Source organism: Corynebacterium ammoniagenes DSM 20306, from assembly GCF_001941425.1.
Classification (GTDB): Bacteria; Actinomycetota; Actinomycetes; order Mycobacteriales; family Mycobacteriaceae; genus Corynebacterium; species Corynebacterium ammoniagenes.
Genome location: NZ_CP009244.1, coordinates 744,098 through 769,452 on the forward strand (window position 1 = coordinate 744,098; position 25,355 = coordinate 769,452).

20 protein-coding genes are annotated in these 25,355 nt (G+C 54.0%); 6 read left to right on the plus strand and 14 right to left on the minus strand.

The features are described 5' to 3' along the window. Positions 1 to 14: 14 nt before the first annotated feature. The 4 genes from phnC to CAMM_RS03575 are packed head-to-tail and all read left to right on the plus strand — an operon-like array spanning position 15 to position 4,371. Positions 15 to 839 (plus strand): phosphonate ABC transporter ATP-binding protein, encoded by an 825-nt coding sequence (gene phnC / locus CAMM_RS03560; RefSeq protein WP_003849516.1) that lies wholly within the window; start codon positions 15 to 17, stop codon positions 837 to 839. Positions 840 to 842: 3 nt separating this feature from the next. Continuing rightward, positions 843 to 2,528: a phosphonate ABC transporter, permease protein PhnE gene (gene phnE, locus CAMM_RS03565; protein WP_050759905.1), complete on the plus strand. Its 1,686-nt coding sequence runs from the start codon at positions 843 to 845 to the stop codon at positions 2,526 to 2,528. A gap of 37 nt (positions 2,529 to 2,565) precedes the next feature. Next, a complete protein-coding gene (locus CAMM_RS03570; RefSeq protein ID WP_040356345.1) occupies positions 2,566 to 3,246 on the plus strand; it encodes an HAD hydrolase-like protein in 681 nt (226 codons plus the stop codon). Positions 3,247 to 3,270: 24 nt separating this feature from the next. Then, a complete protein-coding gene (locus CAMM_RS03575; protein ID WP_003849513.1) occupies positions 3,271 to 4,371 on the plus strand; it encodes a zinc-binding dehydrogenase in 1,101 nt (366 codons plus the stop codon). On the opposite strand, the gene CAMM_RS03580 is transcribed toward CAMM_RS03575, so the two are convergent. The 8 genes from CAMM_RS03580 to CAMM_RS03615 all read right to left on the minus strand — a co-directional run bounded on the left by CAMM_RS03580 (position 4,327) and on the right by CAMM_RS03615 (position 13,814). Continuing rightward, positions 4,327 to 7,467: a DUF3427 domain-containing protein gene (locus CAMM_RS03580; protein ID WP_003849512.1), complete on the minus strand. Its 3,141-nt coding sequence runs from the start codon at positions 7,465 to 7,467 to the stop codon at positions 4,327 to 4,329. The two genes, CAMM_RS03575 and CAMM_RS03580, sit on opposite strands and share 45 nt — an antisense overlap. Beyond that, positions 7,464 to 7,856, minus strand: coding sequence for a (deoxy)nucleoside triphosphate pyrophosphohydrolase (locus CAMM_RS03585; protein ID WP_003849511.1), 393 nt, complete (start codon positions 7,854 to 7,856; stop codon positions 7,464 to 7,466). Before CAMM_RS03585 ends, CAMM_RS03580 begins: the two co-directional genes overlap by 4 nt. Before the next feature lie 52 nt (positions 7,857 to 7,908). Continuing rightward, complete coding sequence (rbsD, locus tag CAMM_RS03590; RefSeq protein WP_003849510.1) at positions 7,909 to 8,301, minus strand: D-ribose pyranase; 393 nt, start codon at positions 8,299 to 8,301, stop codon at positions 7,909 to 7,911. Beyond that, on the minus strand, positions 8,294 to 9,205 hold the full coding sequence (locus tag CAMM_RS03595; protein WP_003849509.1) for a ribokinase: 912 nt from the start codon (positions 9,203 to 9,205) through the stop codon (positions 8,294 to 8,296). Before CAMM_RS03595 ends, rbsD begins: the two co-directional genes overlap by 8 nt. An 11-nt stretch (positions 9,206 to 9,216) precedes the next feature. After that, positions 9,217 to 10,164 (minus strand): D-ribose ABC transporter substrate-binding protein, encoded by a 948-nt coding sequence (locus CAMM_RS03600; protein WP_003849508.1) that lies wholly within the window; start codon positions 10,162 to 10,164, stop codon positions 9,217 to 9,219. A 69-nt stretch (positions 10,165 to 10,233) separates the two neighbouring features. Continuing rightward, entirely contained in the window at positions 10,234 to 11,145 is a 912-nt protein-coding gene (locus CAMM_RS03605) for an ABC transporter permease (RefSeq protein ID WP_040356461.1), read from the minus strand. Between the two features lie 74 nt (positions 11,146 to 11,219). Continuing rightward, the gene (locus tag CAMM_RS03610) at positions 11,220 to 12,797 is read right to left on the minus strand and encodes a sugar ABC transporter ATP-binding protein (RefSeq protein ID WP_003849505.1); all 1,578 of its coding nucleotides are present in this window, start codon (positions 12,795 to 12,797) and stop codon (positions 11,220 to 11,222) included. Between the two features lie 24 nt (positions 12,798 to 12,821). Then, the gene (locus CAMM_RS03615) at positions 12,822 to 13,814 is read right to left on the minus strand and encodes a LacI family DNA-binding transcriptional regulator (RefSeq protein ID WP_003849504.1); all 993 of its coding nucleotides are present in this window, start codon (positions 13,812 to 13,814) and stop codon (positions 12,822 to 12,824) included. A 274-nt stretch (positions 13,815 to 14,088) separates the two neighbouring features. Here CAMM_RS03615 and CAMM_RS03620 point away from each other — a divergent pair, with 274 nt between their 5' ends. After that, positions 14,089 to 15,273, plus strand: a complete 1,185-nt coding sequence (locus CAMM_RS03620; RefSeq protein WP_003849502.1) for an ArsB/NhaD family transporter — start codon at positions 14,089 to 14,091, stop codon at positions 15,271 to 15,273. 11 nt (positions 15,274 to 15,284) lie between these two features. Here the strand turns inward: CAMM_RS03620 and CAMM_RS03625 are convergent, their stop codons facing one another. The 6 genes from CAMM_RS03625 to CAMM_RS03650 all read right to left on the minus strand — a co-directional run bounded on the left by CAMM_RS03625 (position 15,285) and on the right by CAMM_RS03650 (position 23,576). Then, on the minus strand, positions 15,285 to 16,337 hold the full coding sequence (locus CAMM_RS03625; protein WP_003849499.1) for an ABC transporter ATP-binding protein: 1,053 nt from the start codon (positions 16,335 to 16,337) through the stop codon (positions 15,285 to 15,287). 3 nt (positions 16,338 to 16,340) lie between these two features. Beyond that, a complete protein-coding gene (locus tag CAMM_RS03630; RefSeq protein ID WP_075761519.1) occupies positions 16,341 to 17,948 on the minus strand; it encodes an ABC transporter permease in 1,608 nt (535 codons plus the stop codon). A gap of 17 nt (positions 17,949 to 17,965) precedes the next feature. Next, complete coding sequence (locus CAMM_RS03635; RefSeq protein WP_003849494.1) at positions 17,966 to 19,021, minus strand: ABC transporter substrate-binding protein; 1,056 nt, start codon at positions 19,019 to 19,021, stop codon at positions 17,966 to 17,968. Positions 19,022 to 19,197: 176 nt separating this feature from the next. Continuing rightward, on the minus strand, positions 19,198 to 20,862 hold the full coding sequence (locus tag CAMM_RS03640) for a thiamine pyrophosphate-dependent enzyme (RefSeq protein WP_232051029.1): 1,665 nt from the start codon (positions 20,860 to 20,862) through the stop codon (positions 19,198 to 19,200). Between the two features lie 58 nt (positions 20,863 to 20,920). Continuing rightward, the gene (locus CAMM_RS03645; RefSeq protein ID WP_003849490.1) at positions 20,921 to 22,306 is read right to left on the minus strand and encodes an MFS transporter; all 1,386 of its coding nucleotides are present in this window, start codon (positions 22,304 to 22,306) and stop codon (positions 20,921 to 20,923) included. Positions 22,307 to 22,448: 142 nt separating this feature from the next. Next, positions 22,449 to 23,576, minus strand: a complete 1,128-nt coding sequence (locus CAMM_RS03650) for a helix-turn-helix domain-containing protein (RefSeq protein ID WP_003849487.1) — start codon at positions 23,574 to 23,576, stop codon at positions 22,449 to 22,451. Positions 23,577 to 23,700: 124 nt separating this feature from the next. Here CAMM_RS03650 and CAMM_RS03655 point away from each other — a divergent pair, with 124 nt between their 5' ends. Then, on the plus strand, positions 23,701 to 25,350 hold the full coding sequence (locus CAMM_RS03655) for an amidohydrolase (protein ID WP_003849486.1): 1,650 nt from the start codon (positions 23,701 to 23,703) through the stop codon (positions 25,348 to 25,350). Positions 25,351 to 25,355: the final 5 nt, after the last annotated feature.

Consider the following 25,355-nt stretch of genomic DNA (forward strand, 5'->3'; position numbering starts at 1 on the left):
ATCAGAGGAAAGCAATGGTTACTCCAGAGATGCAACGCGAATTCGACAACCAATACGCCGTGCAATTAGATAATGTCACCAAAGATTTCGGCGGGGGAGTCAAAGGCCTTGACGACGTCAAGCTGGGCTTTCGCACCGGTGAAATCACAGTTCTGTTGGGCCTATCCGGCTCCGGCAAATCGACGCTGCTGCGCCACCTCAATGGCTTGCACGCTCCAACCACCGGTAATGTCCGCGTCTTGGGTCAAAATGTTGCCGAGCTGAAAAAGAAGGAACTTCGCGAACTACGTCGTGATATCGGCTTCATCTTCCAGGATTTCAACTTGGTCGGTCCGATGTCCGTGCTGGAAAATGTCTGCACTGGTGCACTGGGACGGCTTAAAGGTCCACGCTTGTCGTTGATGAGCTACCCCAAGTCAGTCAAGCAGGAAGCATTGGAAACCTTAGATCGCGTGGGCTTGGCAGAACGTGCTCACCAGCGTGCGGATACCTTATCCGGTGGCCAGCAACAGCGCGCCGCGATTGCGCGTGCGTTGATGCAGCACCCCAAGATTTTGCTTGCCGATGAGCCAGTAGCCGCATTGGATCCTGTATCTTCCGGAGCCGTTATTTCCTTGTTGGAGCAAATCTGCCGAGAGGATAACCTCACCGTGATTTCCTCCCTGCACCAGGTGCAGTTGGCCATCGACTTCGCTGACCGCATCGTTGGCCTGCAAGCCGGCAAGGTCGGCTTTGACCAGTCCACCGACGGAATGACCGCCGCGACGGCACAAGAGATTTATCAGTCGGTTGCAGTGGCACCAGCACATTCCGAAGAAATTGCAGCTGCTGGAGCTTAAATCATGACATCGACTGTAAATATGTCGCACAATGCGACGAAAAAGCCCCGCAATATCAACCAGATGGCGGCCTATATTGTCCTTATAGGATTAGCCGTCGCTGGAGCCTGGTCCGTCAATTCCATCGGCATCAACATCCCAACGTTGCTGCAATCTGCAGATAATGCCGTCAACTTTGTCTCCCGCATGTTCCCGTTGAATTTCCCACCAATCGGGGAACTGACGTCCATGATTGTGGAAACCCTGGCCATCGTCTTTTTGGCCACTGCGTTAGCCGTCGTGCTTTCTGTTCCTGTTTCCCTCTGGGCAGCGCGCCCGACCAGCCCGAATACCACGGTGCACTGGCTATCACGTGCCTTTATCGTGTTGATGCGCGCCATCCCAGACCTGATTTTGGCCATCTTATTCCTCCGCGTCTTCGGCCTGGGTTCGCTCGGCGGCATCTTAGCCATGGGGCTGCACTCCATCGGCATGATCGGCAAGCTGTATTCAGATGCTATCGAAGAGCTTGACGATGGCCCCCGGGAAGCCATTCAATCCAATGGTGCCGGGCGCAACCAGCAGATTTGGTCTGCTATTCCGCAGACCTTGATGCCGCAGATTATTGCTACCGCGCTGCACCGCTTCGACATTAACCTGCGTACCTCCGTGCTTTTGGGTTATGTCGGCGTCGGCGGCATTGGTCAAGAAATCGCTGACTCGCTGCGTGTTCTGGACTACCAACGCGGCATGGCACTCGCGATTGTGGTTCTGCTGCTGTGTATCGCAGTCGAGCTGCTGTCTGGCGCTCTACGTGCAGCCATCATGAACCGCACGTCCAATAAACCAAGCTGGCGCCAGACCTGGTCTGACAAGCTCTTTGGTAAAAAAGGCGACGGGACTCAAGTAGCTGTCGCTGCACCTGCGACGAGCATCAATCCGCCGTGGAGCGCAGAGCGCGTCAACCGCGTGCTCGTTATGGCCACGATTGTTATCTTGACCGTACTGTCTTGGTTCGCTGTGGATCTCTCCCTGCGTGAATTCCTCGTGGGGCTGACGGAACTTCCCGCGACCCTGGCGCTATTTTTGCCACCATCATCTGGCGGTATCGCAGCCGATATCTTCCTGCTGATGGTTGATACCTTGAAGATTGCCTTTGCCGCCACCTTCCTCGGTGCTGTGTTAGCCATTCCTATCGGAGTGTTAGCCGCGCGCAACGTGGTGATGAATAAGTGGGTTAATTCCACCTTCCGCATCTTTATCGTGGTGGTCCGCGGAATCCCAGAGCTCATCTTGGCCATCGTCTTCGTGGTTATCTCCGGTCTAGGCGCGGTCGCCGGAACCCTGGCGCTGTCGCTCGGCGCGGTAGGTCTGCTGTCGAAGCTGGTTGCAGACTCCATTGAAGAAACCGACATGGATGTCCAAGAAGCTGTCCGCGCAGCAGGGGCCAGCAACGTTCAAGTATTCTTCGCTTCCACGATTCGCCAGGCAGCACCAGCATTTGTTGCACACACCCTGTACTTGCTGGATAACAACATCCGCTCCGCAACCCTGTTGGATGTGGTCGGTGCCGGCGGTATCGGATTCCAGCTGCTCAACGCCTCACGCGTAAACCAATTCGATGTGGTGACTTATATCCTCATCGTCATGGTGGCCGTGGTCCTGGCGGTGGAAGTTCTATCCATGTGGCTGCGCAAAGCAGTCCGTTAAAAGCAATTCGCTTAATTTTTGAAAGTAGGAAATGTACATGTTTAAACTCGCTATCTTCGATATGGCAGGCACAACCGTCAACGACCGCGATGAGGTCTATCGTGTCTTGCGGGAAGCCGCTGAGATGGAAGGCTCTCAGTTCAGCGACGAAGTCTTCCAGCAGTACATGGGCACGGAGAAATTCTGGGCCATCGGCAAGCTTTTAGAAGCTGGCGGCATTGAACCCACCCAGGAAGTCCACGAACGCGCATGGCAGTGGTTCCGCGCAGAATTGGCACGGACCTATACCGAACATGCCCCAACGCCATTGCAAGGCATTGAAGAGATGTTTGCTCAATTGCGTGAGCAGGGCGTCAAAATTGGATTGACCACGGGTTTCGCCCGCGAGATCGTAGATATCATCCTGGGCGCTATGGGCTGGGATAACAACGTCGTCGACTTTGTTGCTGCCGGTGATGAAGTAGCGCAGGGCCGCCCAGAGCCATTGCTTATCCAAAAAGTCATGGAAGAAGCCGGCATTACGGACACCGCAGAAGTCATCAGCTCAGGCGATACAGAAGCGGACGTCATTTCTGCTCAGCGCGCCGGGGTCACCAGCGTTGGTGTGTTGACGGGGCACTTGACCACGGAACAGTTCCAGCAGCTCGGCGCCGACCACATTTTAGATTCGGCTGCAGATATCGTCTCTCTTTTCAAAAACCAACCCGCCCAGCTGTAAACCAGCCCTGTTAAAGGAAGACCCATGGAAACCACCGTCCCGACTGAACCGATTTGTGCACTGGTGTGGACAGGAGCGCAGAATTTTGAATTCGTCGCCCTGGCAGAGCCAGAATTACACGACGGTGAAAGCCTTATTCGCTTAAACGCCGCCACCATTTGTGGTTCGGATTTGCACACCATTTCCGGTCGGCGCAGTCAACCCTGCCCATCCGTCCTGGGGCATGAAGGCGCCGGGGTGGTGGTGGAGACCAAAAATCCAGACTTAGAAATCGGACAGCGCGTGACCTTTTCTGTCACCGCGCCGTGTCTAGAATGCGACCGCTGCCAGCAGGGACGCACTGCGAAATGCCGCAGCGTTTTAAAAACGGGGCATGAGGCTTTCAACAGCCAGTGGCCATTATCGGGTACCTATGCCACGCACATTCTACTGCGGAAGAACCAGCCGGTCGCAGTGCTTTCCGATGCTATTGCGAACACCACTGCCTCTGTAGCCTCGTGCGCGGGCGCCACCGTGATGGCAGCGGTAGAAGCAGGCGGGGATCTGCGCGGTCAGCGCGTACTTATTGTTGGCTTAGGAATGTTGGGCCTTATTGCCTGTGATGTCGCGATTCAACGTGGGGCGAGTGCAGTCTATGCTTCCGACCCCAACCCGGAGCGTCGTCAGTGGGCGAGTGCCCTGGGCGGGGTGCACGCTTTCGACCCGGCTGAAGAGGCAGTAGATAGCGGCAGTATCGATATTGCTTTTGATTTCTCCGGAGTCAACGCTGGGGTTAACACCGCTATTTCTTCGCTGGATATCGGCGGCCGTGCTGTACTAGCTGGCAGTGTGGCGACCAGCGCCGCCATCAACGTGAACCCGGAGACCTTGGTGCGTAATTGGCAGACCATAACCGGTGTTCATAATTATGAGCCGCGCCATTTACAAGAAGCCGTGGACTTTCTTGCGCATAGCGGCATTGATTGGAACGCTGTCATCTCCGCGCCCATTGCTTTGGAAGAAGTCCCTGCCACCGTTGAAGAGCTTATCAACGGCGACAAGGATAAAGACTGCAAGCGCTATTTGCGCACGGCAGTTGTATTAAGCGACGGTGCGGCCATCGACAAAGACCTTCTTCGGCATTGAGCGCTCTAGAGCCCATTCGAACTGAATGGGCTTTTCGCCGCGGTGGGAGACATAGTCCACCTTGCCCAAAAATGTATAGGCCGATGCCGTGCCGACATCGTTCTCGTTATGAAAGCGTGTGGCGATGGCAATAGTCTGCCCGCGCTGTTGATGGTGGATATAGCGTTGCCCGGATGCGCTGCTGAGTGAAGTTTGATTTTGAGACTCCCAATGCAACAGGTCCGGGGAGATGGGGTAGTCGCGGTAATCCGTGGCGGCGCTAATACCCTCGCGTTTTTTAAACGTCACGAGGAATAAATCCGTACGCAGTGGTGCGAAGTGACGAACACCTTCACGAGGTAAAGAAACCATGTCAGCTAACGGTTTATCTTCTAAGGCACCCATCAATTCCGCTAGGGAGTAATCGGCGTGCGATTGCAAAACGCTAATGCCGGAGGCTTCGGGGAGCACTCGCGAAGAATTGATCGCGTAGTCCATGATTTGTCGTAATTCGTCGCGCACGGCAGGGTAGCGGCGCAAAAGTCTTAAAGCGTCCGTGAAATCGTTAGGGAGCAACTTTCTGGGTTGATTCGCCCAAAAAGACAGCACGAGCATCCGAGCATAAATTTTCTCCGTGTCGTCTAATTCTGCTGGGTCAGCCGCTGCTGGATCCAGCAGGCGGACATAGTACTCAGCACGCGTGAGATCATTGATGTGGAGCATTGCGCGCAATCTTTTGAGCAAGAATTCTTCGGTGTCATCTGGTTCGCCAAGCTTCGCTGGCAAAGACCTCGTCTCGCGGAGCAGGCGAGTCCAGGAATACTGGTTGGCGCCACGAGATTTGTAAATATCGCTGATGGAAATTCCAGATTCTGCCAAGAACTCGGAAAGATCTGTGGTGCGGATTTCGAAAGCTAAGGCCTTAATCTTCTTCAGCGAATTACTCGATGCATTGCGAATATTTCTTAAGACTTGTTCTTGGGTGACGCGATCCAAGCTGATATTGGAGCCTGCAGGCATGGAACGAAACCCTGCCTCGATTTCCGTGACGAGGTGAGCCCCACGCTTTTTCGTTAGAGCTTGATAACGCTCAGTGAAGTCGAATTGCTGGTTCTGTTGTCCGATAAAATCCAACACCACGCAGGCGTCTTTGCCGTGCGATAGCCGCAGGCCACGGCCTAGTTGTTGGATAAACAACACCGGGGATTGCGAGGGACGCAGCAGCAATAAGGTATTGACCTCTGGGATATCGACGCCTTCGTTGAATAGATCCACGGAGAAGATAGCTTTGATCATTCCCGACCGTAGATCCGCAATTGCTCGATTGCGCTCAGACAGGGAAGTGCCACCGTGGATAGCTCGGGCAGGAAGGCCAAAAGCGGTAAATTGTTCGGCCATAAAATCGGCGTGCTTGATGGAAACACAAAAGCCTAAGGCTTTGAGCTGAGAGATATCAATGACGCGTTTTTCTATTTCAGCGATGATAAATCTCGTGCGCTTTGCTCCCGCGTGCACGTACAAGTCGCTGAGCTCCGTGGCATCGTATGCCTGCTTATTTCGATTCCACGTCAAACCGGTAAGGTCCGTGCCGTCGGCAATGCCGTAATAGTGCATCGGTGTTAGAAGCTGCAGGTGCAATGCATCCCAAAGTCGCAGTTCATGCGATACTCGGTAGTCGAAGAATTTCTGTACGCTTTCACCGTCGGAGCGCTCGGGAGTGGCTGTCAATCCTAAAAGCTCTTGCGGTTGGAGATGATTTAACAAACGCCGGTAAGTCGATGCCTCGGCGTGGTGAAATTCATCAATGACCACGAACTCGAAGTGTTCTGCGGATAATTTATCCAACACCGGTTGCTTGAGCGATTGCACGCTAGCGAAGACAAAGTCCCATTCGCGTGGGCGTTGCCCACCGACGAAGAGCTCGCCGAAGGAGGCATCGCTCAGCACCTCGCGGTATGTTCTTTGGGCTTGTTGGAGAATTCTTTCTTGGTGGGCAATAAAAAGCAGTCGGGGTCTACGCCCAAGTGACTCGCTGTAGTTGCGGTAGTCCAGCGCAGCAACGACGGTCTTTCCGGTACCAGTTGCTGCGACGAGGAGATTGCGGTGTCGGTCTTTGACTTGTCGTTCGGATTCGAGCGCTTCCAACATTTCCTGCTGGTAGGGGTAGGGCTCAACCCGAAGCCCCGACAGTTCTAATTGCTGATCTTCTCGGCCGCCGCCTCGCGCCTGAATAAGGCTGTCCTTCAGCAGCTGAAAATCACGTTGCGGCACAAATGACTTGAAGTGGCTGTCGTGCCAGTAGGAATCAAAGGTCTTGATGAACTTATCGATGATTTCCGGCGTGGTCGGGCTAGAGCCTCGGACATTCCACTCCCAGCCATCGATAAGCGCAGAGCGAGAGAGATTGGAACTGCCGATAAAAGCGGTATCGAATCCGGAATTGCGCCGAAATAGCCACGCTTTGGCATGCAGGCGGGTGCTTTTGTGCTCGTAACACACACGAACTTCTGCGCCATAGCGCTTAACTAGTGCTTCAACAGCGGTGGCCTCGGTTGCCCCACAGTATGTTGAGGTAATAACCCGCAGCGGAATGTTGTGGTCACGCAAAAACTCTAGTTGATCATTGAGCACGGAGATACCAGAGTTTTTAACGAAGGCACACAGCAAATCGACCGAATCAGCGGTCTTAATTTCGCGTGCCAATTCCGTGGACATATTGGTTTCATCAACTGCATTGGTAAAAAGCGCGGTGGAATGAAAAGGTACTTCGGGAAGTGCTGGAGGAGAAGCAAGCTCATTGTCGAAAATCGCGGAGAGCAGTTCTTCAGAGTGGATTTCTTCTTGTGCACCTAATAGTGCTGTGATGCTGTTAATCAAGGACAGTCGCTGCGCAGGATCACTCAGCTCGCCTAGGCGCTGCTCAAGCACGCGTGAGATTCCGCGTGATACTGCGACTTGATAGCGCTGCGCGATTTCTTCATCGGTGCTATCAGCGATGTGCACGCCCGCATGAGGATGCAGCGCCTTGGTGTGTTTTAGTCTGTGGCGAACCCTCGCGGTCACGGGAGTTTCATAAATGCCAAAGGGCAAGGCCGAATCATTATTAGCGGTGCTCACAGAGATTGCACCACCAGTTCCACCGCCGGGATATCAGCTGGTGCCCACATCAATTCGCGCGCTTGGTCAGCGGTAACCCAGCGGGTTTCATCATGATCCGATAATTGTGGTGAGCCCTGGGTGATGTCGCAGTAATACGTGGTCAGCTCAATCGTGGCAAAAGAATACTCATACGTCGTGGTAGTGATTTTCTTACCCACGTGTGCTGTTATCGAGAGCTCTTCGGTGATCTCTCGGGCGAGGGCTTGCTCGGGAGTTTCCCCGGATTCAATCTTGCCGCCGGGAAACTCCCAGTATCCGGCAAGAGAAGTACCGGGGGCTTTGCGGCAGGCGAGAACCTTATTATCACGGCAAAAGACGGCGGCCACAACGCGAATGATGTTACTCATTCCTTCATTATGGACCACCGTCTTGGTGCGGACCACCGCCCTGGTCTTAGACCTAAAAAGGTACTCCGCAGCGGAAAATGACATTCGCAAATGGGGTGGTATCGCCCGTGCGGATGATCAGCTTGGCATCGTGAAGCTGCGCTTTGAGCTCTTCGTGGGTGATGGTAGAAATCGCGGCATCGGCAAGCTTGCCGGTTTCTTGCACAACAGAGATAAACTCCTGCGAGCTTTCTGTCGCGATGGTCGCTCCTTCTACTACCAACTCTGCCATGACGGCGCGTAAGACCGCGTCCATGGTGGGAAGGCCAAAGGTAATGCTCAGATCGACAACGGTGACCTCTTCTGGAAGCGGCAGCCCGGCATCGGCAAAGACTACCGAGTCCGTGTGCCCCAGATAGGACAGTGCTTCATTGAGCTGAGGATTAATGAGTCCGCGTTTAAGCATGATTGACCTCGGGAAGAACGTCGTGCGGGTGAGGGTAGGAGGCTTGTGCGCCATTAGCCAGCGTCGATGTAGCACCCACGCGCGCTGCGAATGTCGCTGCTTGGACCAAGTCATCGCCTTCCAAAAGGCGTGCGCACAAAGCGCCAGCGAAGGCATCGCCTGCGCCAGTGGTATCGACAGCCGTGACCTTTGGCGTTGGGATATCAATGAGCTTTTCTCCAGTTGCCACCAATGCGCCGCTGGCGCCGAGGGTGAGAACAACGGAGCTAAAGCCGGCATCGATAAGCAACTGCGCCAGAGCTTTCGGCTCCTCCGATGTCACTGGAATGCCAAGCTGGGTAAGAATCAACCCTGCTTCGTGCTCATTGGCAAGCAGTGGATCGGCCGCGAGCAATGCCTGCTCATCGACCCTGATTACCGGGGCCAGATTGGTAATGACCCGGCCCTGCGCAGCGTTGACCGCGGCGGCAAAACCGTCCGCGGGAATTTCGCCTTGCAGCAACACGATGTCAGCATCGGCGATAGTCGCGCGGCGCTCCTCGACGAAAGAGCCATCGACGTGTGCATTCGCGCCGGGAATAACCACGATGGTGTTTTCGCCATCATCGGAGACGGTGATAATGGCGAGTCCCGTGGTGTCATCGACTTCCGCGACATCGTCCAAATTCACGCCCGAGTCGCGCAGGTGCTTGAGCGCAGGCTCCACATAGGGATCATGTCCGACCGCGCCGACGAATTTCACGTCTGCTCCCAAATACGCCGCGGCAACAGCTTGGTTAGCGCCCTTGCCGCCGGCGGTGATGCCGCCACCGGCACCCAGCAAGGTCTCACCCGGTTTGGGGTGGCGGGTTACACGCGAGGTGAGGTCGGCGTTGATGGATCCAACTACAGTTAAGTTTCCCATGGTCACTGAATTTACTTGAACTCAGCGACATTCTCGCCCGTGACGGTGACAACCTCCACGGGGACCTCTGCTTCAGCGGTGCCACCTTCCAAGAGGGTGGCGGCCTGCTCTACCGCGCGTGCACCCAGCTCATCGGGCTGCTGCGCGATGGTGCCTTCCAAGGTGCCTTCTTCGACAGCGGCGAGACCGTCTTCGGTGCCGTCAAAGCCGAAGACCTTGATTTCCTCGCCAGCGCGGGCGCCCAAGGCTTCGATAGCGCCGAGGGCCATCTCATCATTTTCTGCGAAAATGGCCTTGATATTGGGGTTGGCCTGCAAGAGGTTGGTGGTGACGTTAAGCCCTTCGGTGCGGTCGAAGTTAGCAGTTTGCTTAGCGACGACGTTGATGTCTGGGTACTCGGCGATGCCTTCTTCAAAGCCTTGGCCGCGGTCACGGGAGGCGGAAGAACCAGCGATGCCCTGCAAGACGAGGATGTCGCCTTCTTCGCCGATGGACTCAGCCAGTGCTTGTGCTGCTTGCTTGCCGCCGGCGACGTTATCGGAAGCAACGAAACTTGCGACGTCGCCAGCGTTGGAGGAGCGGTCCACGGCGATGACTGGGATGTCCGCGTTGTTGAGGGATTCCACAGCGGAGCCAACGGCATCGGAATCAGTGGGGTTGACGATGACCACGTCAGCGCCGGAGGTTTCCGCATTGCGCAGCTGGTCCGCCTGGGTTGCTGCGTCATCGGAGGCATCCTGGACGTCTAGTTCAATGCCGAGTTCATCAGCCTTAGCCTGTGCGCCGTCGCGCAATTCGACGAAGAATGGGTTGGTCTGCGTCGACAGCGCCAGGGTGACAGATCCGCCGCCTTCGCCATCGGAGCTTTCGCCGCGGTTACATGCGGCAGCGCCCAAGGAAAGGGCAGCGATGGAGGTGATAGCTAGTGCCTTGCGTGCGGTGGTGGAAAGAGAAAACATGAGCAGTCCTTTGAAGTGAAGTAGGTGAGTGGGAAAAGCACAGGAGACAATATGAAGTTAGAAAGTTTCTTATTGCGCGGTTCTATTGCGGATGACATCGAAGCCAACGGCTAGGGCAATGACCAAACCAATGACAATTTGTTGCCAGAACGACGACACATTGAGCAGGTTCAATCCATTGCGGATTACAGCCAACAGCAGTGCACCAACCAACGTTCCGGTCGCACGGCCTTGACCGCCAGCTAGCGATGCACCACCGATGACCACAGCAGCAATCGCATCGAGCTCATAGCCCACGCCGGCCTGGGGCTGCGCGGAACTTAAACGCCCCGCCATGACTAAGCCAGCCAGAGCGGCGAAAAGGCCAGAGAGTCCAAAGACAATGATTTGGATGCGCTTGACGGGCAGGCCCGAAAGACGTGCGGCTTCGAGGTTGCCGCCGATGGCGTACATGGACCGTCCCAGCACGGTGCGCTCCAAGATGAACCAGCAGATAAGACCTGCGATGACCATCATGACAATGGGAATTGGGATACCGGCAACGGTTGAGCCCAACCAGTTCACCGTCGGTGCGGTGCCGATGGGGGAGCCATCAGAGATGACCAAGGTGGCACCACGTGCAATGGACATCATGGCGAGTGTGGCAATGAAGGAGGGAATCTTGCCATAAGCAGTGGCGATGCCGCAGATGGCACCCGCCAACAGGCCCGTGAGCAGACCGGCGATCAACGTCAACCAGCCCGGCATGTTGACATCGGTAAAGAAGGACGCGGAGACCATCGCTCCCAGCGCAGCAACGGAGCCGACCGAAAGGTCAATGCCGGCGGTGATGATGACAAAAGTCATGCCAAAGGCCAAGATGGCCACGGTGGCGGCCTGGATGCCGATATTGAGGAAGTTATTGACGGTCAAAAAGTGTGGCGTGGCAATAAACAACGCGACGCACAAGATGATGAGCCCAACGAGAGCACCATTGTTCATCACCCAAGCAAGAAACTTATTCTGTTGCTTTTTGGGTTTGGGTGCCGCAGTGGGCGAAGAGTTGAGAGCGGTGGTCACTGGGAATCCTCCTTAAGAGTGGAAAAGGCTGCGTCATGGTCATGATCGTGGACTGATTCGGCGCTGGCGGCGGATGAAAGATTGGATACGGCCAAAGCCATGATGTCGTCTTGGCTGGTGTCTTTGGGCAGTTCGCCGGCGATTTTCCCGCCGGACATAACCATGATGCGATCGGACATACCTAAGACTTCCGGCAAATCGGAAGAGACCATGAGCACCGCACCACCGTTGGCGGTGATTTCATTGATGATGTTATAAATTTCCACCTTGGCGCCCACGTCCACGCCGCGGGTGGGTTCATCCAGCAACAAAACCTTGGAGTTAGCCAGCACCCAGCGGCCAAAGACGGCCTTTTGCTGGTTGCCGCCAGAAAGGTTACGGATGGGCTGATCGATATTGGCCATGCGAATGCGCAGCTTTTCAGCCACGTCTTGTGCCCGGCGCTTTTGCCCGGAGCGGTCAGCCAGTCCAGCCTTGGCGGTTGCGGCCAAGGTGGCATAGCCCAGGTTTTCATTAACCGTGCCATCGAGAACTAACGCTTGGCCCTTGCGGTCTTCGGGAATATGGCCAATGCCAGCGCGAATCGCGGACTGAACATCGCCAGCCTTGAGCTTTTTACCGGAGACATTGACTGTGCCCGAATCATATTTATCCGCCCCGGCAATCGCGCGCACCACTTCGGTACGCCCGGCGCCGACCAAGCCTGCCAGGCCAACAATTTCACCCGCGTGCACGGTGAAAGAGACATCGTCGAATTTGCCCTCCGAGGTTAATCCCGATACTTCCAGCAGGGGTGCTCCTGCTTCAGGAATAACCCCGCGTGGGTACTGGTCTTCAATCGCGCGGCCCACCATGTGCTGGACTAAGGTGTCCTCATCCGTGGAGGCAGGTACCTCAGCGACGAACTCACCATCGCGCAAAATAGAAATGGTATCGGCAATGCGCGCCAGTTCATCAAGGTGGTGGGAGATAAATACCATCGCCACGCCCTTGGCTTTGAGCTCTTCGATGATGGCGAATAGGGCGTCAACTTCCTTGCCAGTCAAAGCTGCGGTGGGCTCATCCAAAATCAGGATGCGGGCATTCATCGACAGTGCTTTCGCAATCTCGATGAGCTGCTGCTTTGCAATACCCAGCTCACCTACGGGTTGTTTGAGCGGGACATCCAAACCAATGAGGTTGAGTGCTGCCTGCGCTTGCGCATTGAGGTGTTTGTAATTGACCAAACCAAAGCGCTTCGGGGTGCGGCCTAACATGATGTTTTCGGCGACCGAGAGCGTGGGCACCAAGTTGAGCTCTTGGTGGATGGTGGCAATGCCATGCGCTTCGGAGTCTTTAGTGGATGTGATGGTGACTTCGGAGCCATCGATAAGAATTTTTCCGGAATCGGGCTCATGCACGCCAGCAATCATTTTGATCAGCGTGGACTTGCCAGCACCATTTTCACCGAGCAAGGCTTGGACCTCGCCGCGGTGAACGGACAAGGTGACGTCTTTAATGACGTTGACGGGGCCGAAGGATTTGGAGACATTCACTAGTTGAAGAACGGTGTTGTCGTCTTTGTTATCGGGCATTGTGTGCACCTCCTTGCAGAAGTTTTAGGGAGAAAAGTCGATGGATTCGCGAGGAATAAAGCGGGTTTCAACCACCGCGGATTGCGGGGGAGATTTGCCGCCGAACGATGCCACCAGGTTGCGTAGTGCAATCCTGCCCATCTCTTCCACGCTTTGGTCAATGATGGAGACCGGCGCGGGTTGGATGCGCATGAAGACAAAGTCATCAAAGCCGACAAGAGCAATTTGCTTACCGATGTCTACGTGTTCCCGGTACAGCGCCTCCAAGGCACCAAAGGTCATCATTGAATCGCCTGCGATAATTGCCGTGGGCTTTTGCGCAAGGAGTTTCTGGGTTCCCAAAAAGCCTTCCTCATGGAGGTAGCCGCCGTGGTGGATGATGTATTCCAAGCCCAACTCTTCGGAAAACGAGCGGAATTCTTTCAACCGCTCCAGACCCGTGGAGGTGGTTTGCGGACCTGCGAGATAACCCACTTTGCGGTGACCGCGTTCGGCTAAGGCCTGCAGCGCTGCTTTCAGACCCGGTGCTGAATTTGAGACTACTGCGGGAATGTTGCTGCCTTCGATATAGCGGTCAACAAAGAGCAGGGGAGTAGAGCGGGCAACGTGTTCGAGCATCTCCGCGGAATCGGAGTGCGGCACTGCGAGAATGCCATCGACTTGGCGGGCGCGCAGGGCCTCAATGGCTTCTTCCATCTTCGGAGTGTTTTCACCGCTGCTGGTAATGATGGTGGCATAGCCTGCCTGATTCGCTTCATCTTCAATGGCAGCGGCCATGGCGGCAAAAAATGGGTTAATAAGGCTGGGAATAACCACGCCTATCGCATCAGTGCGGGAGCTTTTCAACGCGCGTGCCTGCGCATTAGGCCGGTAGTCCAGTTCCTTGGCGAGGGATTGGATTGATTCCCGAGTCTTTTTCGCAATTGCCGGATTATTAGCCAGCGCGCGGGATACGGTGGAGACAGAAACACCACATGCTTGGGCGATATCCCGCAGCGTGGTCGGAGCAGTCACCATATCATGCTCCTTTGCGTGAGTGTGAGGTAACCGGATCTACGCTATGCAAACGTTTGCATTGTGTATGAATCTAAACCTAGCCAGTGCACTTTTGGAGTGTCAAGTGTTGCGGCTCACCAATTTATGAAGCTGCCACCCCCAGTATCTCACATTGCGCCACGTTAACCAGTGGTTTTGAAAGGCAGGGAGGGGGTAGGTTTTATTAACTCCACGTTAACTTTTTCAGTGGGGCTCGGGGACCACAATCTGGCCACGGTGTGCTTATGATGAGCCCGTGACTAATCGTTTCAGCGCCACGGCTTTCTTAGGCCTTCTGTCTGTCCTGGCACTGGCTGTGCTTGGTGTGCGGGACACATCTGGGTTGTTGGATCTGGGCGCACGCCTGCTCCCGATTTTCATTTTCGTCATTGCCATTTCAGTCGTGGTCAATGTGTCTTCGCAAGTAGGACTATTTGAAGAAGCCGTCGCGCGGTTAGAAAAGCTTGCTCCCCAGCACCGCGTAGCCCGGCCGGTCATCTTATGGATCCTGTTGGTCGTTGTGGCAGTGGTGGTCACCGTCTTCTTATCGCTGGATACCACCGCAGTCATGATTACGGCGTTGGCCATCCCGCTTGCCCGGCGCAATAAGATTCCCGTAGTCGGTGTGGCTTTCGCCGTCGTGTGGATTGCCAATGTGGCATCACTACCGCTGCCGGTGTCGAATCTGACCAACCTTTTGGCACTGAGTTCCAATGCGTTTAGCGGAACTTTTGATTACCTCAGTCATTCCTGGAAGCCCGCGCTGTGCGCCATTGTCCTTGTCATCGCTGCGGCTGCGATACTCACGCTTTATCACGCGCAAGCAAGCACATACCGCGATGACCACGCCAGCACCGCCACCAGTGCGAATTATCAGCACCGGCGTTTGCTCATTATCTGCGCAGTCGTCGTCGGCGTTTTAATGCCCGTGCTTGCTTCCCCCATTCCGTATTGGCTTAGCAGCACCATCGCTGCCATCATCGTTCTGCTCGCCTGCATATCCCGTAACCGGGAGCTAGTGACTGTTGATTTGGTTCCCTGGAATTCCTTGCTCCTGGTCACCGTGATTTCTGCCATTGCAGCGGTGGTTCACTCCACCGGTGTTGCAACCTGGCTAGGCACGCTCACCCCGGATAACCCGAGTAGTTTCGCGGAGCTGGTCTCGATTGCCGGAGCTGGCGGTATCACGGCGAATCTGATGAATAACATTCCGGCCTTTTTATTTTTAGAACCGATGGTCAGCACTCCCGCAAGCTATATCGCGCTGCTCATCGGTGTCAACGCCGCACCGATTATTACGCCGTGGGCAAGCTTGGCCACGCTGTTGTGGCACGACCAGCTTCGCCGCGCCGATGTCACCATCAGCTGGAAGTCTTTCATCCTATTAGGACTCATCCTCGCACCAGTCGTGGTGCTATTACCAACCGCGATGCTGGGGTAGAAGACATGCAATTAGGCAGGGTAACTGAGCAATCGGTGAGGTTTGATTCCGACGCTGTCCCCAATAGCTGGCCGCCGAGTGCTAGTAGTGCGGAAGGTGAAATCACCATTGGTGGCGGTGATGCTGAAATGGTCACGTTCAAAAAGCACTGATTCGAGCGTGGCCGCAATCGCGCCGGGAGTATCGGCTGCTACCAACTGGGCATCGAAAGGCAATAAAGCAAGCTTTACTTCCGTAGAACTAGGAGAAGGCGTAGCAGAGGAGAAATCCTCAATCATGTCTGATTCCCACGTCATACCCAGCGCCTGAGAGTGCGCGCCATCGGCGCTAAGTTCCGCGGGAATAATCGTGGCATCAGAAATGAATGCCGCGACATGCGCAGACTGCGGGCGCACCAAAAGGTCTTCTGGCGTCGCAATCTGCTCAATCCGGCCTTCTTGTAAGACCACGATGCGATCGGCAATCGCCAAGGCTTCGCTGCGATCGTGGGTAACGTGCACCGTCGTCAGTCCGACGCGCTTGGTCAAAGCTACGAGCTCGCGGCGCAAAATATCGCGCAAGGGTTCATCGAGCGCGGATAATGCTTCATCGAGAAGCAGCACGGTGGGGTCTGCGATAATTGCACGCGCTAAAGCCACGCGTTGGCGCTGGCCGCCGGATAAGCTGCTCGGCCGGCGCTGATCAAAACCATCCAGGCCCACCAAGGCTAAGGTGCGCTGGACTTTTTCCTTCCGGGACTGGGAAGAATCCTTGGTAAATTTCAACGGGTAGCCCACATTATCGGCCACGCTCATATGCGGCCAGACAGCATGTTGTTGAAAAACCATGCCCATGCCACGATTTTCCGGAGCAACTCCGGTTAGATCTTTGCCACCGACATGCACGGTGCCAGCGCTGGGATGCACGAAGCCGGCGATAGTGCGCAAGAGCGTGGTCTTACCGGAACCAGACGGGCCGACCAGCGCGACAAATTCATGGGGTGTGATATCGAGGCTGATGTCTTGTAGACCCTTGGTGCCATCCGGAAATGTCACGTCAAGCTCGCGTAAAGATATGGCAGACATGGGTTATGACCTTACTTTCGGTGACTTCAAGGTAATAGACAGCGCGATGATGCCCACCAACATGAACATCAACGACAGTGCAGAAGCTTGGTTGTAGTTGCCGGCTTGTTGCAGGTTAAATACCTGCACACCCAAGGTTGTGGTACCTGGTGCAATGAGCAAAATCGATACGGTGAGCTCTCGAATAGCAGTAACCAACACTAATACTGCGCCAGATATGGCAGCGGGGATGGTCATAAAACCGGTGGTGCTAAATAGCGCGCGGACTGGGCCTGCACCCGAAATCCTTGCGGCTTCTTCCACCGCAATCGGCGTATTTTGCAGCGGCGCTCGCACCGCCTGCAGCACGAGTGCCGTAAACGCACAAATATATGCTCCAAGAATGACCCATATGGTGTTGTAAATGCCTGTGTAGCGGCCAAAAATCAGCCACGCAACACCGATGATAAGACCCGGAAGCGCGGTGGGAAGCAGGACTAATAGCGTTAACGCGGTATTGCCGAAAAGCTTCGTTCTAGTCACCAGAATTCCTACGAGCCAGCCCAAGATGCCGCAAACTATCGCCGCGCCAAGAGCCAGAATCAGAGAATTTTGAAAGCCATCGACAACGCGCGGGTTGCCCAGGGCGCTGGCAAAGTTCTGAAGTGAAATAGTCTTCATAGTAAACGGCACACCAGGCGCGGGAAGCAGTGCGAGGTAGCCCAAGCCGATGATGGGGGCGACGGTGATGAGTACCGCCCCCACCCACGCGATAATGCTTACCGGTGTGCGTGCGGTACCCAACTCCATGCGCGCGGTAGCGCCAGTATCCTGCAATGAGGATGCCGAAAAACGGGCCACCAGATGGTCGGCGAACACGGCGGCGATGCCAAGAAATAGCAGCACCACACCGATGGTGGAGACAACCTGGAGCGGGTTGTCGACGGTACCGGAGTCCATGAAGCGATAAACCATCGTCGCCAGAGTTTCAAAGCGGGCTGGCGAGCCCAGCAGAGCCGGGATACCGAAATCCGATAAATTTGCCACCGCCGTCAACGTGAACGCTGAAAGCAACGCGGGCCGAAGAAGCGGCAGGGTAATCGTGCGCAGCGCCGTAAAGCTCGATGCCCCAGAAATTCGTGCGGCCTGTTCGAGATCGCTCGGAAGCGACCGTAAGCCATTGGAAACGATGATGTAGACCATGGGATAGGAGTGCACAATCAGCAATAGCGTGACGCCATCGGCACCATAGATATTCCATATCTCCTGGCCAAACCAACGGTTTACTCCCTGAGATGGGCCAAAGAGCTGCATCCACGCGATGGCGCCAATAAATGGCGGCACAAGCAGCGGTGACAGCAGCAGCAAGCGCAGCCATCTCGCACCGTGGGTATCGAGCCGGTCAATGGCAAGCGCCACCAAGGTTCCAATGATCACCGCACCCAGTGCTGATAGCACGGTGGTATACAGCGAGTTCCACGCTGCAGTCCCCAGTCCTTGTTCAAGCAGGATGGGAATTTGATTCCCGCCCAGTGCTAGGCTGACCACCAGGGATAAGGGGATGAGGAAAAGCCCTACGATGATGAGCCAGACGCCGAGGCGGAAAATAGAAAGAGAGGAGAGTAATCGCATAAAAGGGAAGGAAAGATTTACTTCATAGCATCCTGGAATGTGGCAACCGCGGCGTCTTGACCTTCAGTTACTGCTTCCAAATCAGGGTTGAGCAGGTTGATATCTGCGAGTGCTGGAGTGCCCTCCGGGGTATCCACGGATTCGCGTACCGGTAGGTAGGCCTGGTCAACTGCGATTTCTTGTGCTTCTTCGGACAGCAGGAAGTTGATGTACGCCTCGGCGGCTTCCTTATTCTCTGAAGCTTCGAAGATACCTGCCGGCTCCGTGATGTACGGTGAGCCTTCTTCTGGGTAGGCAGTGGCGATGGGGGAGCCTGCCTCAGCCAAGTCACGCACGAGGTAATCCACAACTACACCGACCGGACGTGAACCTGAAGCAATTTCCTGCGATGTTGGGCCATTGGACTGGGCAATCATTGGTTGATTTTCACCTAGTGCGGTAATCCAGTCTTCGCCGAGCTCATCAGATTCAAGCCACACGGAGGCATTGAAGGCTGCCGCACCAGAAACCGCCGGATCCGGCATGACAAGTTGATCCTTGTACTTTGGATCCAGCAGGTCCTGCCAGGACTTCGGCGCTTCGTCTTCGCTGATGACATCAGTGTTGTAGGCAATCACCGTGGGAATGATTCGGGTGCCGACATAAAATCCTTCTTCGTCGACGACTTCCTCCATGATGCCTTCAGTGTCGACATTTTCTAGCTCCGCAAGGTCGCCCTCTGCTGCGTAGCCTTCGAAGGTTGGGGAATCAGCAGCCCATAAGATATCTGCTTCGATGTCACCTGATTCTTTTTCCGATGCAATTCGGGCATTGAGATCACCCGTGCCCGCGCGATAGACCTCGACAGTGATATCTGGGTGCGCTTCCATGAACGCAGAATTGATCTCATCGACTTTTTCTTCTGGCTCCGAGGTATAAACCGTGAGCGTGATCTGCTCATCGCTGGAAGCTCCCGTGGAGTCAGCCGCAGCATCACTTCCGCCTTCGGTTGGTTCTGAGCACGCTACCAAAACGAATGCCGTGGCTGCAGCCGATGCGGCAACAAGGGAGGAACGGAAGAAAGAACGAGACATGAAAGCTCCTGTGGGGATGGGAATATTACTAACAACAGATCGATAGTGCCTTATGAAAGAGTCTTGCAAGTGCACTAATGGTTAACCCAAGCAAAACAATTGTATCTCCCGTATGAGAGATTAGCGTGGATCTGGCCTTGTTGAGACTCCCGTCACTGGAGCTTGCTTCCTGATGATCAATTGGCCGGTAAGGAAAGATTTTGATCCGTAATGACGTTAATCAAGGCAGACCGTTTTTCTTCTTTCACGGAAACCAATGCTTGTTGAATTGCAGCTGCAACGTCGTCATTGGAAGTTAGAGCTTGTCCGAAAGCTCCATATCCTTCGGCAACCTTTGCGAAATCCGGATTGTCGACTTGGGTGCCGGATACACGGTGTGGGAAGTGATTTTCTTGGTGATCGCGAATAGTACTGAACTCACCGTTAGAGAAGACGACAATCAGAATCGGCGCGTCGTGCTGAACGGCGGTGGCTAGTTCTTGGGAATTCATGAGGAACTCTCCGTCACCTGCGATTGTCACGACGGTACGTGAGGGGTCTTCCAAAGCTGAAGCTGTAGCTGAGGGAACGCTGTAGCCCATCGAGCCGTTCTTCACACTTAGCTGCGACGGATACTGCTGGGTACGTAAGTAACGTTGAGCCCAGATGCAGTGATTTCCGGCACCAAAGGTAAACAAGGCAGAGTCATCTAGCTGTTTTTGGAGCTCGTCAAAAACAACCTCCATATTCACCGTTCCAGGCCGTGTGTTGCGCAGCGGCTCTACGGTAACAGGAGCCGAGAATTTCATGTGTGCATGGTGCGCGTCTTCGAACCACTGAGAATTCAGTTGTTCTCTCATCGCAATATTATCGAGGTCGCCAACAAATTCCTCAGGGTTGGCGAGGATATGCCGAGTTACTGGAGCGGAATTCCCGTGCAGGTTCGCGTCGATATTGACAAATATATTCTTAGAGTCTGGGGTTTGACGGAGCTGATAGCCGTCTGTAGGAACGTCGGTAAAGAGCGCCCCGATAGCAATCACCAGATCCGCGGATTGAAAAACGTCTGCGGCAGTATCGGAGCGTCCGTAGCCTAACCAGCCAGCGTTGGCTGGGCTATCAAATGGAACACGATCAGTAGCGCGCCAGTCATGCAGCACCGGGATCTTGTTTTCTTCGGCAAACTTGGTCAAAGCATTTGAAGACTGCGGAGTCCATCCCGGACCACCGACGTATAGTAGGGGCTGCTTCGCCTTATGAAGTGCGTCTTGGACAAATTCCAGATCTTTATTTGACACTGCGCCGCTACTTACGGGGATGGGCGAAACTATTGTGCCTTCGAATGGTTCGTAAAGTATGTCCTCTGGTAGGCCGACAACTACCGGGCCGGGGCGGCCAGACATCGCTAGGTGGAATGCTTGTGCGACAACTTCATGGGTGCGTGAAGGATCATCGAGGACGAAGACCTGCTTCGTCTGCGTTCCGAACCAAGCCTTCGGATCGAACTCTTGGAAAGACTCGCGGTCTCGGTCTGAGTTTGGGATCAAGCCGATGAATAATACTAGTGGAGTAGCGTCCTGCCACGCGGTGTGGATTCCAATCAATGCATTCGCTGCGCCTGGCCCTCGCGTGACCATGGCGACTCCGGGAGTATTGGTTAACTTTCCATGCGCTTCTGCCATATATGCAGCCCCACCTTCGTGGCGGCAAACAATCGTTTCGATCTCAGCTTCATAGAGCCCGTCCAATACCGGCAGGAAGCTCTCACCAGGAACCTCAAAAACTCGATTGACGTTGTGTGTTTTCAAGGCAGCAACGATTGCCTGACCAACGTGCATTCGGTCTTGATTCACGGATGTCATTGTTGTGACCTTTCAAATCTCAATTGGTAGCCCGAACAGCGTGCTGTGCGGAATCTGCTTAGCTATCTTGGCGTACGACGTTGTCTTTAACGCGATATTTTTCGCCCACAAATCCGCCTATGGCGGTAATCAGCGCGACAATCACAAGAATTACGATGCCGGGGGTTGAGCTTGGCTGCTCATTAGTGGAGTTCATCCAGGTTGCAATGAAGGGCAGTAGTCCGGAAATCGCTCCTGCAACGTTGGCACTAATTGCTACTCCGGAGTAACGCATCTTGGCCGGAAACAGTTCGGACAAAAGGACACCAGAGACTGAATAGGTAATAGTGACAGAGGAGATACCTAAGCAGACGGCGATGGTCAATGCTATGGCGTTGCCAGAATCAATCATGGCCCAGATTGGCCAAGATAGAAGTGCGGTCGCAACGCCGCCCCAGCCGATAATGCGACCCGGCCCGAACTTTTCACCCAGGCGGCCGAAGAAGAGATTAATGAAGATTTGGCAGATAGCGCCCAGAAGAGTGGCATTGACGACCATTTGGCGGTCAAGCCCTAATGATTCTGTTGCATAGCTAAGTACATACGTACTCATGACGAAGAACCCGCCAATGCCGAGCAGTGCCGCTGCGGTTGCTAGCGCTAACTGAGGTAAATAGTCGCGGAAGAGATCTTTCAATGATCCCTTCTCTTTTTCCTCACCCTCCACTGCGCTCAGGGCTTCAAATACTGGAGATTCTTCGACTTTAAGTCGAATCCACAAAGCAACGCCAAGGAAAGGAAATGCTACCAAGAACGGAATACGCCACGCCCAAGAATCTACAGTCTCTGGTGGAAGCATCAGAATGAGGGCAAATATGCCAGAAGAGAGCAAGGTGCCTACTGGTGAACCAATTTGGACTAGTGCAGCATAGCGGCCGCGCTTTTCCTCGGGGGCATGTTCAATAGCCATGGTGGTTGCACCGCCCCACTCGCCGCCAACGGCAACGCCCTGCAGCAGGCGAAGAACCGTGAGCATGACCGGAGCCCATACCCCGATGGACCCGTAAGTTGGTAGGAGGCCAATGACACCGGTGGCGACACCAATTACGGCGATTGAAATAATCAAGGCCGGTCGCCGTCCGTATTTGTCGCCGATGTGACCGAAAATTATCGCGCCTAGTGGCCTTGCAAGGAACCCCACACCGAAAGTCGCGAACGCTGCGAGTGTCGCATTAGCACCACCTACACCCGCGAAGAAAAGGTGATTAAAAACTAGTGCCGAAGCGGTACCGAAGAGGAAAAAGTCATACCACTCTAGGGCGGTACCAACGAATGCCGCACGGGCGATGCGACCTACTTCTTTAGGGTCAACCTCAACTTCTGCCCCTCGAGCAATCTGTTCCTTTAGTTCGCCCGAGTCCAGCTGGGAAGCAGCTGGGTTTGAAGAGCTTGTCGACGAATTCACTTTGTGATCCCCTCACGTGTTGGAAAAGTCAATTACATATATCTCAACACCTTAAATAATGTGACCTGCATTTCATATGATTGTTTTAAAGACAGGGAAACGGCAAATATTGACGACGGAAAATTGTGCGAATGCACATCTGTTAGCTCGGGGACGATAGCGCCACAACTACTAATGAAGCTTGGTTTGGCACTGTTATATCCAAACCGGAGCGGGAAGAGAATTGCTTAATTCGGTTAATTACTGTGTTGCGATGGCAGAAGGAAAGTTGGGCAGTCTGTTTGATTGAGCCAGTTTCAAGGTAAGCCCGTACCGTATCGAGGATGGGGTCTTTGGCACGTCTAAGCTCATGGAGGTAGTCGGATATTTCATGAATCTGTCGGCCATATACGGATGTCAGGGCATCGCGCGCAACAGCCCACATTGCGTTTTTGATAGGTTCTATCCCCGTGGGACGGCCGAACGAATTGAACAATTGTGGGGAAGAACGCACCGCACCTCTAACCTCCGCAAGCCCAACAACGGTTTCAAAGCGAATGCCGGGGAAGTGCGCTAGCTTTTCGATCTGGCGTTCAATTTCGGTTGATTTGGTCCGCCAAAATGCTACGTAGCTGGTCCCGAAACTTTGGCAGAATACCTTTCCTGACGCTGTTGCAGGTTCTAGTCTCGAATGAACTTCGTCCGCAACGGATGGATGGAAGACAACTACTTCGCATTCGATGGATGCGTCAACTTCCAGGATATGTGAAATTTCGTTAAGTCCTCGTTCTCCTAAGGAGTCGGATGAAAAAAGACGATCTAGATAGCGCGAGTTAGCAATACGAAAATCCTGGGCGCTGCGTGCTTCTTCCCGCTGGAATGACGTGCGGACGTAAAAGGCATACTCGGTGACCACATAATTGAGTTTTTCTACGTGCTCAATCAGTACAGGAAGCGATTCTTCTCCCGACGCCATCTTCAGGTAATTCCAAATAACCTTAAAATCCAAGTGGATTGCGTCAACCAATTGGGGAAGGTCGATGTCTTGTCGTGCACGGCGATTGCCGAACTGTTCCGCATGGTCTTTAAGGCCCGGCTGCGTTTGGTTCGAAGTTGTCGCTTTTAGTATCAGGGTGAGTACTTCATGGGCGGTTGAGCGAAGCTCGCTTTCGGGTATTACTGACTCGCCGTAAAGACCGACCTCATTGAATTCGTGAATGAAGTCTTCTACGAGAAGTGGCATGTCATTTAAAGCCTTCTCAATAAGCTCGTCCCATTGATTTTCGTGCATATGCACAATCGTAGACCGGAAAGTTTAATGGATTCACATCTTCTGTGGGATATTGCCAAATTAGGACTCAGTCGTACTACTTTGAGTTGTACATCACAGTCATTCGTTTAGTTTGGAATTCAAGATGCGATCATCCCTAAATCAATCACCAATTACGCTTATAGAAAACGCGCGATTCCTGACTCAGGATCCGCAGAACCCTGTTGCGGACGCGGTCGTAATTGTCGAAGGAAAAATAATTGCATTAGACGAATCTGCAGGTCGATTTCAAAATGTCGAGAAAATTGACGCGGAGGGCGCAATAGTTGTCCCTGGGTTCAACGATGTTCACGCGCACAGTGTGTGGTTTGGACAGACTCTCCTTGAAATTGACTTAAGTCAATCCAAAACTCCCGGAGCTGTGTATGAGGCACTAGCAGGTGCACTTAAACATGAGGGTTCTGAGCAGCTGGGAGCAAAACCCCAATGGTTAATCGCATCGGGCTTTAATCCCAATTTGCTTGAAGGCGCAGAACTCGAAATTAACAAATTAGATCGTTCAACTGGTGGCCGTCCCCTGTTGATTAAACACAACTCCGGGCACGCTTACACGGTCAATAGCAAAGCTCTCGAAATTGCTGGTGTTGACCCGCGCGACCCAGTTGAGATTGAAGGAGGTGAGATAGTCACAGACCAAGATGGACTTGCGACCGGTCTATTAGATGAAAATGCGATGCGCATTATTCAAGACATTCTCCAACCAGAAGCGAGTTCTGAGCTGGTGCAGGCTCTAGAAAGAGCGACTCAGCATTATGTGACGGAAGGGCTGACTTCGGTTACCGATGCCGGAGTAGCTGGAGGCTGGATTGGTCACTCTCCACGTGAAATATCAGCGTATCAAGCTGCCGAAATACCAACGCGTATGCAGCTGATGCCCACGATCGACGTACTCCACAATCTTTCAGGTCACACTAGCGAAGAGCCTGGCTACGGGATTGACACGGGATTGCGAACTGGTTTTGGTGACGACAAGCTGCAGATTGGGCCCACGAAAATTTTCACTGATGGCTCGCTATTGGGAACGACAGCAGCTATGTCCGAGGACTATCAGTGCTGCTCCCATCATGGATACTTTCAGGGTGACGTCGAAGAAATGAGAGGTCAAGCTCTCAGAGCCGCGTCTTTAGGGTGGTCTTTGGCCTTGCACGCTATTGGTGATGCTGCCGTGGAGTTTTCGATAGGCGTCATAATGGAAGCAATAGATTCTTTCGGGGCACCGTCTATGCCGCACCGCATCGAGCACGGTGGAGTGGTTCAAGATGATCAGATTAAGAGAATGGCGGATTACGGAATAATTCTGGTTCCGCAGCCACGGTTTATTCGCGAATTCGGGGATTCAATGGCTGAGAAAATCGGAGTTGAACGCACTAACTTGTCATATCCAGCCAAGAGGTTACTCGACGCAGGCATGATTCTACCAGGAAGTTCAGATCGTCCAGTGGCGAATGGAGCGCCGCTCAAAGTCATGGAAGCGTTCGTAAACCGTGAAACTGAAACTGGAGAACTCTACGGCACGAGTGAACGTATTACGGCTGCAGAAGCCCTGTATGCATACACAGCAGGGTCCGCTTATGTCACTGGGTGGGGTGGAAAGAAAGGTCAGATTAAACCTGGACAGCTTGCTGACCTCGCGTTTTTGGAGGATAACCCTCTCGAAGTTGCCAGCACATCAATTGGTTCAATCGAGGTCGTCGGCACCATGGTCGGCGGTGAAATGGTTCACGGGAAGTTCTGATCTGA